Source organism: Mesorhizobium sp. M1D.F.Ca.ET.231.01.1.1 (assembly GCF_003999155.2).
Classification (GTDB): domain Bacteria; phylum Pseudomonadota; class Alphaproteobacteria; order Rhizobiales; family Rhizobiaceae; genus Mesorhizobium.
The window spans coordinates 543,013-557,806 of sequence record NZ_RZOZ02000001.1 but is presented as its reverse complement, the minus strand read 5'-3'; the positions used below and the strand labels follow the sequence as shown (position 1 = coordinate 557,806).

The 14,794-nt window shown below is 62.7% G+C and carries 14 protein-coding genes; all 14 read right to left on the bottom strand.

Annotated elements, in window-relative coordinates; all coding sequences use genetic code 11:
- Positions 1 to 78 precede the first annotated feature (78 nt).
- Entirely contained in the window at positions 79 to 1,806 is a 1,728-nt protein-coding gene (locus tag EN874_RS02800; RefSeq protein ID WP_127423961.1) for an ABC transporter substrate-binding protein, read from the bottom strand.
- 78 nt (positions 1,807 to 1,884) lie between these two features.
- Positions 1,885 to 2,178, bottom strand: a complete 294-nt coding sequence (locus EN874_RS02795) for a DUF2160 domain-containing protein (protein ID WP_168247343.1) — start codon at positions 2,176 to 2,178, stop codon at positions 1,885 to 1,887.
- Entirely contained in the window at positions 2,175 to 3,089 is a 915-nt protein-coding gene (locus EN874_RS02790; protein WP_126089120.1) for a carbohydrate ABC transporter permease, read from the bottom strand. Before EN874_RS02790 ends, EN874_RS02795 begins: the two co-directional genes overlap by 4 nt.
- A 1-nt stretch (position 3,090) precedes the next feature.
- A complete protein-coding gene (locus EN874_RS02785) occupies positions 3,091 to 3,957 on the bottom strand; it encodes a sugar ABC transporter permease (protein ID WP_126089119.1) in 867 nt (288 codons plus the stop codon).
- Positions 3,958 to 5,025 carry an ABC transporter ATP-binding protein gene (locus EN874_RS02780; RefSeq protein WP_126089118.1) on the bottom strand — a complete coding sequence of 356 codons (1,068 nt, stop codon included), beginning with the start codon at positions 5,023 to 5,025 and terminating at the stop codon, positions 3,958 to 3,960.
- Positions 5,026 to 5,035: 10 nt separating this feature from the next.
- Positions 5,036 to 6,115 (bottom strand): ABC transporter ATP-binding protein, encoded by a 1,080-nt coding sequence (locus EN874_RS02775; RefSeq protein ID WP_127423960.1) that lies wholly within the window; start codon positions 6,113 to 6,115, stop codon positions 5,036 to 5,038.
- Between the two features lie 39 nt (positions 6,116 to 6,154).
- Entirely contained in the window at positions 6,155 to 7,675 is a 1,521-nt protein-coding gene (gene glpD / locus EN874_RS02770; protein ID WP_127423959.1) for a glycerol-3-phosphate dehydrogenase, read from the bottom strand.
- Between the two features lie 127 nt (positions 7,676 to 7,802).
- Positions 7,803 to 8,570, bottom strand: coding sequence for a DeoR/GlpR family DNA-binding transcription regulator (locus EN874_RS02765; RefSeq protein WP_126089115.1), 768 nt, complete (start codon positions 8,568 to 8,570; stop codon positions 7,803 to 7,805).
- A gap of 124 nt (positions 8,571 to 8,694) precedes the next feature.
- Positions 8,695 to 10,107, bottom strand: a complete 1,413-nt coding sequence (locus tag EN874_RS02760; protein WP_127423958.1) for an aspartate aminotransferase family protein — start codon at positions 10,105 to 10,107, stop codon at positions 8,695 to 8,697.
- Between the two features lie 102 nt (positions 10,108 to 10,209).
- Entirely contained in the window at positions 10,210 to 10,941 is a 732-nt protein-coding gene (locus EN874_RS02755; RefSeq protein WP_127423957.1) for a peptidase, read from the bottom strand.
- 32 nt (positions 10,942 to 10,973) lie between these two features.
- Positions 10,974 to 11,768, bottom strand: coding sequence for a transglutaminase family protein (locus EN874_RS02750; RefSeq protein WP_127423956.1), 795 nt, complete (start codon positions 11,766 to 11,768; stop codon positions 10,974 to 10,976).
- Positions 11,769 to 11,788: 20 nt separating this feature from the next.
- Positions 11,789 to 12,730, bottom strand: a complete 942-nt coding sequence (locus EN874_RS02745) for an alpha-E domain-containing protein (RefSeq protein WP_126089111.1) — start codon at positions 12,728 to 12,730, stop codon at positions 11,789 to 11,791.
- Between the two features lie 131 nt (positions 12,731 to 12,861).
- Complete coding sequence (locus EN874_RS02740; RefSeq protein WP_168247342.1) at positions 12,862 to 14,274, bottom strand: circularly permuted type 2 ATP-grasp protein; 1,413 nt, start codon at positions 14,272 to 14,274, stop codon at positions 12,862 to 12,864.
- Positions 14,275 to 14,442: 168 nt separating this feature from the next.
- The gene (locus tag EN874_RS02735) at positions 14,443 to 14,679 is read right to left on the bottom strand and encodes an Lrp/AsnC ligand binding domain-containing protein (RefSeq protein ID WP_126089109.1); all 237 of its coding nucleotides are present in this window, start codon (positions 14,677 to 14,679) and stop codon (positions 14,443 to 14,445) included.
- Between the last annotated feature and the right edge of the window lie 115 nt (positions 14,680 to 14,794).

The window sequence follows — 14,794 nt, the reverse complement described above, 5'->3', positions numbered from 1 at the left end:
CTCCTCATGCAACAGGGGAGACGGCAAAGCCGCCTCCCCTGCATTTCCTACATGGGCATAAATACCCACGTCATGCAGTTACTTCTGCCAGCTCTTCACCAGTTCGTCGTAGTTGATGGTGATCGGCTTTTCCTTCTCGTTCTCGATCTTCAGCTGCGGCGCGAGATTGCCCTTCTTGACCGCGTCGGCGTTCCAGTAGGCGAGGTCATGCTCTTCGGCCATCTTCGGGCCGATATCGCCCTGGACGCCCGACTTCTCGATGCGGGTCATGACCTTTTCCTGCTCGGCGCAGAGCGAGTCCATGGCTTCCTGTGCGCTCTTGGCGCCGGACGAGGCATCGCCGATCGCCTGCCACCAGAGCTGAGCCAGCTTCGGATAGTCAGGCACGTTGGTGCCGGTCGGCGACCACTGGACGCGGGCCGGCGAGCGGTAGAACTCGATCAGGCCGCCGAGCTTCGGAGCGCGCTCGGTGAAGCTCTTGTCGTGGATCGTGCTCTCGCGGATGAAAGTCAGGCCGACATGGCTCTTCTTGACGTCGACGGTCTTCGAGGTGACGAACTGCGCGTAGAGCCAGGCGGCCTTGGCGCGGTCGGTCGGCGTCGACTTCATCAGCGTCCAGGAACCCACGTCCTGGTAGCCGAGCTTCATGCCGTCCTTCCAGTAAACGCCGTGCGGCGACGGCGCCATGCGCCATTTCGGCGTGCCGTCGTCGTTCATAACCGCCTTGGCGCCGGCGTCGACCATCGAGGCGGTGAAGGCGGTGTACCAGAAGATCTGCTGTGCGACCGCACCCTGCGCCGGCACCGGGCCGGATTCGGAGAAGGTCATGCCCTGGGCTTCGGCCGGAGCGTAGGCCTTCAGCCAGTCGAGATACTTCTGGATCGAGTAGACGGCGGCCGGGCCGTTGGTGTCGCCGCCGCGCGCGGTGCAGGAGCCGACCGGACGCGAATTCTCGTCGACCTTGATGCCCCATTCGTCGACCGGCAGACCGTTCGGGATGCCCTTGTCGCCGTTGCCGGCCATGGACAGCCAGGCGTCGGTGAACCGCCAGCCGAGCGACGGGTCCTTCTTGCCGTAGTCCATGTGGCCATAGACCTTCTTGCCGTCGATCTCGCGGCCGGTGAAGAACTCGGCGATGTCCTCATAGGCCGACCAGTTGACCGGAACGCCGAGGTCGTAGCCGTACTTGGCCTTGAAGTCGGCCTTGTTCTTCTCGTCGTTGAACCAGTCGTAGCGGAACCAGTAGAGATTGGCGAACTGCTGGTCGGGAAGCTGATAGAGCTTCTTGTCCGGCGCCGTGGTGAACGAGGTGCCGATGAAGTCCTTGAGGTCGAGGTTCGGATTGGTGACGTCCTTGCCGTCGCCTTCCATCCAGTCGGTCAGGTTGCGCACCTGCTGGTAGCGCCAGTGCGTGCCGATCAGGTCGGAGTCGTTGACCCAGCCGTCATAGAGGTTCTGGCCGGTCTGCATCTGGGTCTGGATCTTCTCGACGACGTCGCCTTCCTGGATCGTGTCGTGCGTGACCTTGATGCCGGTGATGGCGGAGAAGGCCGGCGCCAGCACCTGCGATTCATAGGAATGGGTGGCGATGGTTTCGGAGACGACCTTGATCTCCATGCCGGCGAAAGGCTTCGCGGCATCGATGAACCACTGCATTTCCTTTTCCTGGTCGGCGCGCGAGAGCGTCGAGAGCGGGCCGATCTCCTTGTCAAGGAAAGCCTTGGCTTCGTCCATACCGGCATAGGCGTTGCCGGCCCCGAGCAATAGGACAATAGCGGTCGTTGATGTTAAAATTTGCCGTCGCATGAGGTTCCTCCACATTTAGGTTTTCAAGTGCGATCTGGAGCGGCCGCCAGCACGCGGTCGCTCCAACAGTTTCCCCCTCTATACGTAGCGGAACACGCCAATGGCGTAGACTACGGAGAGAGCGAGAGCCCACCACAGGTTGGGCCCAACGAGACCCAGCCAAGCGAGATGGATAAAGGCGCTGCCGAGCAGCGAAAGGAAGAGGCGGTCGCCGCGCGTCGTTTCGAAGCGCAGGACGCCGACGCGCGGATTGCCGCCCGGCGAGACATATTCCCAGGCCGCCATGCCGAAGAGCAGCAGAAAGATGGTTCCGAAGAAGGCCGCTGTCGGCCAGGTCCACGCCATCCAGGAGAGGTCGAGATTCACGGTCATACCCTCCCCAGGGCGAAACCCTTGGCGATATAGTTGCGGACGAACCATATGACGACCGCGCCGGGGATCAGCGTCAGCACGCCGGCTGCTGCGAGCAGACCCCAGTCCATGCCGGCGGCCGAGACGGTGCGCGTCATGGTGGCTGCGATCGGCTTGGCGTCGGTCGTGGTCAGCGTGCGCGCGATCAACAGCTCCACCCATGAGAACATGAAGCAGAAGAAGCAGGCGACGCCAATGCCGCTCGCGATCAGCGGCATGAAGATTTTCACGAAGAAGCGCGGGAACGAATAGCCGTCGATATAGGCGGTTTCGTCGATCTCCTTCGGCACGCCGGACATGAAGCCTTCCAGGATCCACACCGCCAGCGGCACGTTGAAGAGGCAGTGCGCCAGCGCCACCGCGATATGCGTGTCGATCATGCCGAAGGCCGAATAGAGCTGGAAGAACGGCAGCGCGAACACCGCCGGCGGCGCCATGCGGTTGGTGAGCAGCCAGAAGAACAGGTGCTTGTCGCCGAGGAAGCGGTAGCGCGAGAAGGCATAGGCCGCCGGCAGCGCCACGGTGACCGAGATCACCATGTTCATGACCACATAGGTGATCGAGTTGATATAGCCCGAATACCAGGAGGCGTCGGTGAAGATGGTGCGATAGTTCGCCAATGTCGGATTGTGCGGAAAAAGCGTCAGCGACGAGACGATCTCCGCATTGGTTTTGAAGCTCATGTTGATGAGCCAGTAGATCGGCAGAAGCAGCACGATGATGTAGATCGTCGGCACGATCCACCACCAGCGCGATTCCTCGCCGCGGCGGCGCATGAGCCGCGCGATCTCGTCTTGCGACAGAGCGCTGCTCAGCCCTTCCGAAACCGTCGTCTCGCTCACTCTGTTCGTTCTTTCGTTGACGCCGGTCATGTCAGCGCTCCGCGTCGTAGTTGGTCATCACGGTGTAGAACACCCATGACAACAGCAGAATGATCAGGAAGTAGACCAGCGACATGGCGGCCGCCGGACCGAGGTCGAACTGGCCAAGTGCCGTCTTGACGAGGTCGATCGACAGGAAGGTGGTCGAATTGCCGGGACCGCCGCCGGTGACGACGAAGGGCTCGGTATAGATCATGAAGCTATCCATGAACCGCAGCAGCACGGCGATCAGCAGCACGCGCTGCATCTTCGGCAACTGGATGTAGCGGAACACCGCCCAGCGCGAGGCGCCGTCGATCTTGGCCGCCTGGTAGAAGGCGTCCGGGATCGAAACCAGGCCGGCATAGCAAAGCAGCACGACAAGGCTCGTCCAGTGCCAGACGTCCATGATGATGACGGTGACCCAGGCGTCGAACGGATCCTGGACGTAGTTGTAGTCGATGCCGAGCGCGTTGACGTAGTAGCCGAGCAGGCCGATGTCGTTGCGGCCGAAGACCTGCCAGATCGTGCCGACGACGTTCCACGGGATCAGCAGCGGCAGCGCCATCAGCACCAGGCAGACCGGTACGCCCCAGCCCTTCTTAGGCATGTTGAGCGCGATGAAGATGCCGAGCGGCACTTCGATCGCCAGGATGATGAAAGAGAAGATCAGGTTGCGCACCATCGCTTCCCAGAAGCGGTCGGAGGCGAGCAGCTCCTCGAACCATTCGGTGCCGGCCCAGAAGAAGACGTTGTTGCCGAACGTGTCCTGCACCGAATAGTTGACGACGGTCATCAGCGGAATGACCGCCGAGAACGCCACCAGCAGCAGCACCGGCAGGACAAGGAACCAGGCCCTGTTGTTCCAGGTCTTTTCCATCTATGCCCCCATCTCGACGCGCCATGAATCGGCATAGATGTTGATGCCCGCCGGGTCGAAGCGGATCCTGGGTTCGGCCGGCACCTCATCGTCCTCGCCGATGACGGCGGCGATCTCCCTGCCCTCGAGATTGGCGCGGACCACCTTGTGGCGCCCGACATCCTCGACCTTGCTGACGGACACCGCCATGCCCTCGCGACCGAGCCGCACATATTCGGGACGGATGCCGAGCTCGACGGCGCCGGCTTCGGCCTTGGGCACGCCCGGCAGCTCGATGCGCTGTGCGCCGAGCATCGCCGTCCTGCCGTCGATCGCCACCGGCATGACGTTCATGCCGGGCGAGCCGATGAAATAGCCGACGAAGGTGTGGCGCGGCCGCTCGAACAGCTCGGCCGGCGTGCCGATCTGCACGATCTCGCCGTCGTACATGACGACGACGCGGTCCGCGAAAGTCAGCGCCTCGGTCTGGTCGTGCGTGACATAGACCATGGTGTAGCCAAAGCGGCGGTGCAGTTGCTTGAGCTGCGAGCGCAGCACCCATTTCATATGCGGGTCGATGACGGTAAGCGGCTCGTCGAACAGGATGGCGTTGACGTCCGAGCGGACGAGGCCGCGGCCGAGCGAGATCTTCTGCTTCTGGTCCGCGGTCAGCCTCCTCGCCTTCCGGTTCGCCATCGAGGCGAGATCGATCATGTCGAGCGTCTCGCGCACCTTGCGATCGACATCGGCTTCCGGCACGCGGCGATTGCGCAGCGGGAAGGCCAGATTGTCGTAGACGGTCATGGTGTCGTAAATGACCGGGAACTGGAACACCTGGGCGATGTTGCGCTCCTGCGTCGACAGATTGGTCACGTCCCGGCCGTTGAACAGAAGCTGGCCGTGCGAGGGATGGAGCAGCCCCGAGATGATGTTCAGCAAGGTGGTCTTGCCGCAGCCCGACGGCCCGAGCAGCGCATAGGCGCCGCCGTCCTCGAAAGTGTGGTGCACTTCCTTCAGCGCGAAATCCGAATCCTTCTTCGGATTGGGCAGATAGGAGTGACGGATATGGTTGACGTCGATGCGCGCCATCGCTTCCTCCTCAAGCCGCCAGCTTCGACGCCGTCACGGCGCGGCCGTTCTGGTCGAACACCATGATGTGGCGCGGGTCGATGAACACCTCGACCTCGTCGTCGGTCTCGAAATCGAGGACGCCGTGCGCGAGCATCACCCAGCGCGCATCGGCGAAGTCGAGATGCACGAAGCTTTCCGAGCCGGTGATCTCGGTGATGGTGACCTTGGCCCGCACCGGCACGGCGCTGGCATTGGGTCGCTCGAGCGACAAATGATGCGGCTGGAAGCCGATCGTGTAGCTGGCATCCGGACTGCCGAGCAGTTCCGGCGGGACCGGCAGTTTGACACCGCCTTCGAGCAGGAAATCCGATCCCTTCTTGGCGAGCACGATGGTGTTGAGCGGCGGGTCCGCGAAGGTCCTGGCCGTCACCAGATCGATGGGTTTGCGGAACACCTCGATGGTCGGCCCGAACTGGGTGACGCGGCCGTCCGAGAGGGTCGCCGTGTTGCCGCCAAGCAGCAGCGCCTCATGCGGTTCGGTAGTGGCGTAGACGAAGATGGTGCCGGCGGCGGCAAAGATCTTCGGCAGCTCGGCGCGCAATTCCTCGCGCAGCTTGTAGTCGAGATTGGCTAAAGGCTCGTCGAGCAGCACCAGGCTGGCGTTCTTGACGATGGCGCGGGCGAGCGCCGTGCGCTGCTGCTGGCCGCCCGACAGGCTGAGCGGCGTGCGGTCGAGGTAGGGCGTGAGCTTGAGAAGTGCCGCGGCGTTTCGCACCTCCTTGTCGATCTTGGCCTGCTCGACGCCGGCGACCCGAAGCGGCGATGCGATGTTCTCGTAGACGGTCATCGCCGGGTAGTTGATGAACTGCTGGTAGACCATGGCGACGTTGCGCTTCTGCACCGGCTGTCCGGTGACGTCCTTGCCGTCGAACCAGACCGAGCCGGAGGTTGGCGCATCGAGTCCGGCCATCAGCCGCATCAGGCTGGTCTTGCCGGACAGCGTCGGCCCCAGCAGGACGTTCAGCGAGCCGTGCTGAAGCGTCAGCGACACGTCGCGGATGTGCTCCTGCGCGCCGACCGTCTTCGTCACGTTCCTCAGTTCCAGCATCACGCCTCCTCCCGAGCCCGGCTCACTACCGGGCGGCCTTCATTCGGCCGCCGCGACGTGGCGCCGGCCACGCATGAATTCTTCCAAGGCAGCTGTCTGCTCACGGCTGAAATGCAGGCCGCGCTTGGTCCTGCGCCACAGCACGTCCTCGGCAGTCAGCGCCCACTCGTTCTCGACCAGATAGCGCACTTCGGCCTCGTAGAGGTCGGCGCCGAAATTGCGGCCGAGATCGGCATTCGACCTGGCCAGCCCAAGTAGCCTCTCCGCGCGCGTGCCGTAAAGCCGGATGAGCCTGCGCGCCAGCCGCTGGTCGAGGAACGGATAGGCGTTCTTGAGTTTCGACACCTGCGCATCGAACCCTGTCGCCGGAAAATCGCCGCCGGGCAGCGGCGCGTTGGCGGTCCATGGCTTGCCGCGCTTGCCGAGAAAGCCTTCGATCTTCTCCAGCATCGATTCCGCCAGCCGGCGGAACGTCGTGATCTTGCCGCCGAAGGCGTTGATCAAAGGGGCCGCGCTTTCCCCGCCATCGGCCTTCAGCACATAGTCGCGCGTCGCTTCCTGAGCCTTCGAAGCGCCGTCGTCATAGAGCGGGCGCACCGCGGAATAGGTCCAGACGATGTCCGAACGCTTGACGGCTTGAGCGAAATATTCGCTCGCCGCGGCGCAAAGATAGTCGATCTCGGCATCGCTGATCTTCACGTCGTGCGGATCGCCCGGAAAATCGCGGTCGGTGGTGCCGATCAGCGTGAACTCTTCCTCGTAAGGAATGGCGAAGATGATGCGCCCATCCTTGTTCTGGAAGAAGTAGGCGCGCGGGTCGTCGAACTTCCTGGCGATGACGATGTGGCTGCCCTGCACCAGGCGGACATTGTGCACGTCGTTCTGGCCGACCGTTTTTGCCAGCACCTGATCGACCCAAGGCCCTGCCGCATTGACCAGAAGGCGGGCGCGGACCTCCTCGATTTCGCCGGTCAACACATTCTGGATCTTGATCGTCCACAGCGCGCTCTCGCGGCGCGCGCTGATCACCTTGGTGCGGGTGCGGATGACGGCGCCGCGGTCGGCGGCGTCGCGGGCGTTGAGCGCCACAAGGCGGGCATCGTTGACCCAGCCGTCCGAATATTCGAAGGCCTTGCGGAACAATGGCTTCAGCGGCTTGCCGGCCGGATCGGTGGCCATGTCCAGCGTCTTCGTCGCCGGCAGCAGCTTGCGCCCGCCGATATGGTCGTAAAGGAACAGGCCGAGCCGGATCAGCCAGGCCGGACGCAGGCCCTTGGCATAGGGCAGCACGAAGCGCATCGGCCAGATGATGTGCGGCGCGTTCTTCCACAGAACCTCGCGCTCCATCAGGGCTTCGCGCACCAGGCGGAATTCGTAGAACTCAAGATAGCGCAATCCGCCATGGATCAGCTTGGTCGACCCGGAGGAGGTTCCGCTGGCGAGATCGTTCATCTCGGCGAGGTATACCGAAAATCCACGGCCAACGGCGTCGCGGGCGATACCGCAGCCGTTGATGCCGCCACCTATGACGAAAATGTCATGGATCGGGGATGCGTTCACAGGTTTCCTCCACGATTTCGCATTGCACCATTTTTGTGTTTCGCGAAACCGTGATTGAATTATTTCGAACTAAGAACGAATGTCAAACGAAATATCACAGATGTGTGAAACGGCCTCGGAAGCGAGGTTATCCGAGCGCCGTCTCGATCAAACGAACCTCCGACTCCTCGCAGATCCTGCGCACCGAAGGGATGTCGCAACGGTCGGTGATGAAGGTGTTGACCTGCGACAGATGACCGATGCGAACCGGCGCCGTTCGCTCGAATTTGGTCTGGTCGGAGACCAGGATCACGTGACGCGCATTGGCGATGATGGCCTGCGCCACCTTGACCTCGCGGAAATCGAAGTCGAGCAGCGCGCCGTCATGGTCGATGGCCGAGGCGCCGATGACGGCGTAATCGACCTTGAACTGGCGGATGAAATCGACGGCGGCCTCGCCGACGACGCCGCCGTCGGAACCGCGCACCACGCCGCCAGCGATCACCACCTCGATCGAGGGATATATGCGCATCCTATTGGCAACATTGATGTTATTGGTGATGACCATAAGTCCGTTATGGTCGAGCAGCGCCTTCGAGACAGCTTCGGTCGTGGTGCCGATATTGATGAACAGCGAGGCGTTGTCGGGGATCAGCCTGGCCGCGGCGCGGCCGATCGCCTCCTTCTCCTCGGCGGCGATCTTGCGCCGCGCCTCGTATTCCATGTTCTCGATGCCGGAGGGAAACAGCGCCCCGCCATGGACGCGCGTCAGCAACCGCTGGTCGCAGAGGTCGTTGAGATCCTTGCGGATGGTCTGCGGCGTCACGCTGAAATGCGTCGCCAGGTCGTCGACCAGCACCCGGCCGTGATCCTTCGCCATTTCGATGATCTCTGCATGGCGCGGCGAAAGAAACATCGGCGGTCCTCCCGTTTTCGTTTTTCCTGCCTATATCGGAAAACGAAAGCGATGAAAAGGCATAAGCCGGCTAACGAAATCCATCGGACTGCAAAGGCAAACCGATCCGCAGCCGGCTGATACCCTATGCAGACTGTCGGGCGATCTCGGTGACGACATCGAAAGCCATGTCGACATCGGCAGCCGTCGCTTCGAACTGCCCCGCCTGGAAGCGGATCGCCACCCGTCCGTCGACGCGGGTCTGCGTCAGGTAGATGCGGCCGTCGGTGTTGATCGCATCGACCAGCCGCAGATTGTGCTCGTCCGGATCGGCGCCCTGCGGGGCGCGATGCCCGAACGAGAACAGCGACAGCATCGGCTCGGTGACGACCTCGAAGTCGTCTTCCCTGGCCAGACGATCGGCAAGACCTTCGCTCCAGGCGACATGGTTTCGGATCATCTTTCGCAGGCCTTCCAGCCCATGCGCGCGCAGCAGGAACCAGAGCTTGAGCGCCCGGAACCGGCGGCCGAGCGGCACCGACCATTCCGAATAGTTGATGATGCCGTCATGGCCGCGGGTCTTGAGATAGTCCGGCTTGATCGCCAGCGTGCGCACGAGGTCTTCCGGCTGGCGGACGAGCTGGATCGAGCAGTCGAATTGCGCGCCAAGCCATTTGTGCGGATTGAAAACGATCGAATCGGCGCCTTCGACGCCCGCCCAGAAAGGCCGGTATTCCGGACAGATCATCGCCGATCCGGCCCAGGCTGCATCGACGTGGAGATAGAGGCCGTGCCGCCTCGCCACCGCCACGACAGCGGCGATGTCGTCGGTGCCGCCCGTGCTGGTGCCGCCGACACAGGCGATGATGCCCGCCGGCAGCAGACCGGCTTCGCGATCGGCGACGATCGCCGCCTCGAGCGCCGCAGAGTCCATGGCACGGAAGCGTCCGCTAACCGGGATGCGGACGAGGTTCTCCTCGCCGATGCCGGAGACCCAGATGGCGCGGTCGATCGAGGTGTGGACCTGGTCGGAGGAATAGACCCGCAGCTTCGCCTGCCCGGCGAGCCCCTTTTTGTTGCCCTGCCAGTCGAGCGCCCGCTCGCGCATGGTGAGCACCGCGGCAAGCGTCGCCGACGAAGCCGAATCCTGGATGACGCCGGAGAACCCGTCGTGCAGGCCGAGCGCCTGGCGCATCCAGTCGACGATGCGCGTCTCGAGCTCGGTTGCGGCCGGCGAGGTCTGCCAAAGCATGCATTGCGCGGCCATGGCCGAGACCAGATATTCGGCCACGACCGAAACCGGCGCCGCGTTGGCCGGGAAATAGGCGAAGAAGCGCGGATGCTGCCAATGCGTCATGCCGGGCACGATCTTTTCTTCGAAATCGGCGAAAATCTTTTCCATCGGCTCCGCCGTTTCGGGCGGCGAAACCTTGATGCTCCTGAAAATCTCCCCCGGCGCGATCGCCGGCCGCACCGGCCGATCGCGCAGGCTCTCCCGGTAGTCCACGCCCCAATCGGCGGCGCGCCTCGACCAGTCGCGGAATTCCTTGCTATCCATGCATCCTCCCCGGCGGCCGCGCGGACACTGGTCGACCGGCCATTCTCTATTTTTGATTAACATGTTAAATACAGTAGGGCAACGGCTGCAGGACGGTGCGCCCTATCCCGGAAAGTCCGGCAGGCTGGCGAAGGCCGCCTTCAGCGCGTTCGACCAGCCGTCGGAGATGGTGCGGTAATAGGGATCATCGTGACCGATCCGCTTCTTCAGCCCGACCTTGAAAGCGTCCTTCTCCAGGTAGAGCAGGTCGAGCGGCAGGCCGACCGACAGGTTCGACTTCAGCGTCGAGTCGAATGAGACCAGGAGCAGCTTCACCGTTTCGGCCAGGCTCATCGCCCGATCATAGGCGCGTATGATGATCGGCTTGCCGTATTTCGTCTCGCCGATCTGGAAGAACGGCGTGTCGTCGGTCGACTCGATGAAATTGCCTTCCGGATAGATCATGAACAGCCTGGGCGGACTGCCCTTGATCTGGCCGCCGAGGATGAAGGAGGCGTTGAAATAGGAATCGGCCTTGTCACCGGCCGGCGACGAATAGGCGATCACTTCCTTCACCGTGTCGCCGACCAGCCGAACCGCCTGATACATGGATGGTGTTTCGAGCAGCTTCTCGTGCCGGTCGCCGACTGCCTTGGTTCGTTCGTCGAGCAGGCTGACCACGGCCTGGGTCGTGGCAAGGTTTCCCGCCGACATCAGCACGATGACGCGCTCGCCGGGCTGTTCCCAGACATGCATCTTCTTGAAGGTCGAGATCGAATCCATGCCGGCATTGGTGCGCGTGTCCGACATGAACACGAGCCCGTGATCGATCTTGAGGCCGACGCAATAGGTCATGATTCTTTTTTAGCAGCGAATCCCGGCGGAAATTACTGCTCCACCGTGACGGTGACGGCAAGCTTCTCTTCCGCTTGCCCCAGCAGTATTCCCGACACCGGCGAGGCATCGCGATAGTCGCGTCCCGTCGCCACCCTCACGTAACGTTCGTCGGGAGAAATTCCGTTTGCGGGGTCGAAGGCAACCCAGCCCAGCCCCGGAACATGCGCTTCCGCCCAGGCGTGGCTCGCCGCCTGCTCGACCGAAGCGTCCATCATCAGATAGCCGCTGATATAGCGTGCGGGAAAACCCATGGCCCGCGCCGCGGCGGCGAAGATATGGCTGTGATCCTGGCAGACGCCGCTCTTCAGCGCCAGGGCCTCCTCCGCCGCCGTGACGACGCTGGTCGTGCCAGGCTTGTAGTCGACGCGCTCGCGGATCGTGGCCATCAGCCTGTGCAGGCGCTCGATATCGCTCCCCTCGCCCGCCGCGCCCGCCAATTCGCGAATGCCGTCGCCGGCGGTCGTCAACGGCGTCTGCTGGCCGAACAGCCAGAGCGGCGCAAAACCATGATGCGGGCCGGATACACCGGCCGTGTCGCGCGTCGTCACCTCGCCCGTCGCCTCGACTATGATGGTGTGGTGGCCGCCTTCGGCGCTCACCAGCCGCGTGTCGTTGCCGAAATGATCGGTGAAGCGCACTTCCTCGCGCGCGCCGTCGATCTTGATCGCCCAGGATGCAACGGCCTGTGTCGGTCCGCTGACCGGCAGCAGGCGCAGCCGCTGCAAGAGATACTGCATCGGCGCGTCGTAGCGATACTCGGTCCGGTGGGTGATCTTGAGCCGCATGGCGCTTGTCTCTCCAGCGCTCAGTAGAACCGGTAGTCCAGGGCGATCTCGTCGCCCAGCCTGGTGTTGTCACGAATGAATTCAGCCAGGAACTCATGCAGGCCGTGGTCGAAAATGTCCTTGATCGACCCCTTCTTCAGCATCGCCTGGATCTTCTCGGCCGTGGCGTGACAGGCATGGCGCTCGCCATAGTCGTCGGCGAGGAATTTCAGGTGCTCGCCAAGGAACCGGTAGCAGAAGGTGAGCGAGCGCGGCATGCGGACATTGAGGATCAGATAGTCGGCGATGTTGGTCGGCTTATAGTCGGCTTCATAGACCCAGCGGTAGGAGCGGTGCGCCGACACGGAGCGCAGGATCGATTCCCACTGGTAATTGTCGAGCGTCGAGCCCACCCAGGAGATCGACGGCAACAGCACATAGTATTTCACGTCGAGGATGCGGGCGGTGTTGTCGGCGCGCTCGACATAGGTGCCGAGTTGCGAGAAGTCGAAGATCTCGTTGCGCAGCATGGTGCCATAGAACGAGCCGCGGATCAGCGCCGTCTCGCGCTTGATGGCATCGAGCACCGTCGGCAGGTCGCGCTCGTCGATCGGCCTCGCCAGCATGCGCTTCAGCGACATCCAGGCCTCGTTGATGCTCTCCCAGGTCTCGCGCGTCAGCGCGGTGCGCACCATGCGCGCATTGTTGCGCGCCGTCTCGATCGACGACATCGTGCTCGACGGGTTCGAGGTGTCACGCAACAGGAAGTCCGACACGTTGGCGACGGTGTAATCCTGATATTTCTGCGAGAACGCATGATCGGAGCCGGCGCTGAGCAGCACCGAGTTCCATTCCTCCGACGCGTTCTGGGTGCGCGTCAGCGCCATGCGCAGGCCGGCATCCACCAGGCGCGCCATGTTTTCGGCCCGCTCGATATAGCGGTTCATCCAGTAGAGACCGTTGGCGGTGCGGCCGAGAAGCATTTGCGTAGCCTAGCGCGTGGTGAATAGTGAATGGTGAATGGTGAATGGACCCGAGCAACACTTCGTCATTGCCATCCCCTTGCAATCAAGCATCCGACCATTCACCATTTTACCATTCACCATTCACCGCTCTAATCATCCAACACCCACGTATCCTTCGTCCCCCCGCCCTGCGAGGAGTTGACCACCAGCGACCCTTGTTTGAGCGCGACGCGGGTCAGGCCGCCCGGCACGATCTGGATACGGTCGGAAACCAGGACGTAAGGCCGAAGGTCGACATGGCGCGGCGACAGGCCCTTCTCGGTCAGGATCGGGCAGGTCGACAGCGCGAGCGTCGGTTGGGCGATATAGTTTGCCGGCTTCGCCTGCAGCTTCTTGGCGAATTCCTGGCATTCCTTCTTGGTCGCCGCCGGGCCGACCAGCATGCCGTAGCCGCCGGAGCCGTGCACTTCCTTGATGACGAGCTCGCTTATGTGCTCCAGCACATATTTCAGGCTGTCCGGTTCCGAGCAGCGCCAGGTCGGGATGTTGCCCAGGATCGCCTTGCGGCCGGTGTAGAACTCGACGATCTCGGGCATATAGGAATAGATCGCCTTGTCGTCGGCGATGCCGGTTCCCGGCGCATTGGCGATGGTGATGTTGCCGGCGCGATAGACGTCCATGATGCCAGGCACGCCGAGCGCCGAATCCGGCCGGAAGGTCAGCGGATCGAGGAAGGCGTCGTCGACGCGCCGGTAGAGCACGTCGATCTGCTTGTAGCCTTCGGTGGTGCGCATCGTGACGTGGCCGTCGACGACACGCAGATCCTGCCCCTCGACCAGCTGCACGCCCATCTGGTCGGCGAGGAAGGCGTGCTCGAAATAGGCGGAATTGTAGCTGCCCGGCGTCAGCACGGCGATGGTCGGCGCTCCCTTGGCACCCTGCGGCCGCACAGCCGCCAGCGACTGGCGCAGCAGCTGCGGATAGTTCTCGACCGGCCGCACCTTGATCTGCTGGAACAGCTCCGGGAAAAGCTGCATCATCGTCTCCCGGTTCTCCAGCATGTATGAGACGCCGGACGGCGTGCGGGCATTGTCCTCGAGCACGTAGAATTCGTTCTCGCTGATGCGCACGATGTCGACGCCGATGATATGGGTGTAGACGCCGGCCGGCGGCTTCACACCGATCATCTCGGGCAGGAATGCCTCGTTCTTCGCCACCAATTCCCTGGGAACGCGTCCGGCGCGCAGGATCTCCTGGCGGTGGTAGATGTCGTCGAGGAAGGCGTTCAGCGCCTGCACCCGCTGCTCGATGCCCTGCGTCAGCCGGCGCCATTCCTGGCCGGAAATGATGCGGGGGACGATATCGAAGGGGATCAGCCGCTCCGAGGCTTCCTGCTCGCCATAGACGGCAAATGTGATGCCGGTCTTGCGGAAGACGCGCTCGGCGTCCTGCATTTTCTCGGTGAGCCTGGCCGGGTCCTGTTCCTTCAGCCAGCGATCGTAAGCCTGGTATGGTCTTCTCAATCCGGAAACTTCCGGAAGCATTTCGTCGAACGCTGCCAATCGCGTACTCCCCTCTGAAGCCATTTCACTGGCCTCGCCGGAGAAATGCAAGCGTAATCGGCGATTTGAGAGGCGGCGGCAGCCGCTCGATGCAAATTGCCTAAGATTAGGGCAGCGGCGGCGATGCCCGGTCAGGCTCTGCCTCACGGCGGGGCATTGCCGGGGCGGTCAGAACGCCCGGAAGGTGACGATGGTGAAGGTGTCCTTGATTCCCGGCAGAACCTGCACCCGCTCGTTGATGAAGTGGCCGATGTCTTCCTCGTCATCGACATAGAACTTTGCGAGCAGGTCGTAATTGCCGGCGGTCGAGTAGATCTCGGAGGCGATCTCGGCATCGGCGAGCGCGCTGGCGACCTCATAGGCTTTGCCCAGGTCGCACTTTATCTGCACGAAAAATGCCTTCATTGCCGATCCTGTGAGCTTCTACGCGAATAAGCGGCCCTTGTGGCAGACTGGCGACGGGCTTTCAAGCATCAGGCTGCACCCGCCTTGGCGACCGCTTGCCGCAATTCCCGACCGA

Coding starts and splice junctions, on each gene's coding strand:
- EN874_RS02800 (WP_127423961.1), bottom strand. CDS start 1,806: ATGCGACGGCAAATTTTAACATCAACGACCGCTATTGTCCTATTGCTC.
- EN874_RS02795 (WP_168247343.1), bottom strand. CDS start 2,178: ATGACCGTGAATCTCGACCTCTCCTGGATGGCGTGGACCTGGCCGACA.
- EN874_RS02790 (WP_126089120.1), bottom strand. CDS start 3,089: ATGACCGGCGTCAACGAAAGAACGAACAGAGTGAGCGAGACGACGGTT.
- EN874_RS02785 (WP_126089119.1), bottom strand. CDS start 3,957: ATGGAAAAGACCTGGAACAACAGGGCCTGGTTCCTTGTCCTGCCGGTG.
- EN874_RS02780 (WP_126089118.1), bottom strand. CDS start 5,025: ATGGCGCGCATCGACGTCAACCATATCCGTCACTCCTATCTGCCCAAT.
- EN874_RS02775 (WP_127423960.1), bottom strand. CDS start 6,115: ATGCTGGAACTGAGGAACGTGACGAAGACGGTCGGCGCGCAGGAGCAC.
- EN874_RS02765 (WP_126089115.1), bottom strand. CDS start 8,570: ATGTTTCTTTCGCCGCGCCATGCAGAGATCATCGAAATGGCGAAGGAT.
- EN874_RS02760 (WP_127423958.1), bottom strand. CDS start 10,107: ATGGATAGCAAGGAATTCCGCGACTGGTCGAGGCGCGCCGCCGATTGG.
- EN874_RS02755 (WP_127423957.1), bottom strand. CDS start 10,941: ATGACCTATTGCGTCGGCCTCAAGATCGATCACGGGCTCGTGTTCATG.
- EN874_RS02750 (WP_127423956.1), bottom strand. CDS start 11,768: ATGCGGCTCAAGATCACCCACCGGACCGAGTATCGCTACGACGCGCCG.
- EN874_RS02745 (WP_126089111.1), bottom strand. CDS start 12,730: ATGCTTCTCGGCCGCACCGCCAACGGTCTCTACTGGATGAACCGCTAT.
- EN874_RS02735 (WP_126089109.1), bottom strand. CDS start 14,679: ATGAAGGCATTTTTCGTGCAGATAAAGTGCGACCTGGGCAAAGCCTAT.